At 70.5% G+C, this 821-nt stretch carries 2 protein-coding genes; one reads left to right on the top strand and one right to left on the bottom strand.

Annotated features, from left to right (window positions below; all coding sequences use genetic code 11):
• On the bottom strand, positions 1 to 375 hold a 375-nt coding region (locus tag QQK25_RS23245), incomplete at its 3' end, for a PAS domain-containing protein (RefSeq protein WP_284190087.1).
• A 135-nt stretch (positions 376 to 510) separates the two neighbouring features.
• On the opposite strand from QQK25_RS23245, the gene QQK25_RS23240 reads away from it, so the two are divergent.
• Positions 511 to 821, top strand: a 311-nt coding sequence (locus QQK25_RS23240; protein WP_284190086.1) for a hypothetical protein, incomplete at its 3' end; no start/stop codon positions are given.

Raw genomic sequence — 821 nt, 5'->3', positions numbered from 1 at the left:
CAGCAGCGCCGCCACCTGCCCGTGGTGGCGCGGGTGGACGATGTTCTCCAGCGGCATTCCGATCACCTCGTCGCCCCGCTCGGCGAGGCCCAGCCCCTTGAGCAGCGCGCGGTTGGCGTGGGCGATGCGCCCGTCCTCCACCAGCAGCGCCGGCAGGCTGCTGTACTGGGCGAAGTGGGCCAGCGGACGGCTGGCGCCTTCCGCCTGACGGGCGTGGCGCGGCCGCCATCCACCGGGGGCGAGACGCAGGGCCAGCCAGGTGGCGGCGGGCAGCAGCGGCAGCCCCCACAGCATCGGCAGGCCAAGGCCGGACTGGCTGAGCACCAGTGCCGAGAGGCTGGTGGCAAGCAGCGTGGCGACCAGATAAAGCGTCATCGGAATCCATCGTCCGCAGAGTTGGAACACCCCGAATCAAGCAGGAATCACTCCACCGGCGCACCTGTATTGTTTCACTACAGGCGCAAAAGTTGCTTTTTACTCCTCAATTCATCGACCGCGAGACGCCTATCCGTGCTGGCCCGCTACCCGCTCCTCGCCCATCTGGGACTGCTGCTGGCCTGCCTCGCCAGCCTGGCGGCGGCCCTGTGCGCCTGTGCGGGGCTGCTGGCGCGGCTGGAATCGGCGAGCGACGCCACCCAGCGGGCGGGCGTCGAGCTGACCATCGCCACCCTCGCGCTGCTCTACGCCGGCGGCTGCGCGCTGATCCTGCGGGTTGCGTGGAAAGCCCTGGTGCAGCGCACCAACATCGCGCTGTCCCGCGTCGCCGCGCACACGGCCGGTGCGGTGGCGGTGAGCGGCGAAGGCGCCGACGAGATCGACCG

Origin of the sequence: Zoogloea oryzae (assembly GCF_030161255.1) — a bacterium.
GTDB classification, from domain to species: Bacteria; Pseudomonadota; Gammaproteobacteria; order Burkholderiales; family Rhodocyclaceae; genus Zoogloea; species Zoogloea oryzae.
The sequence above is the reverse complement of the archived record's forward strand: the minus strand, read 5'-3'. Positions and strand labels throughout refer to the sequence as shown.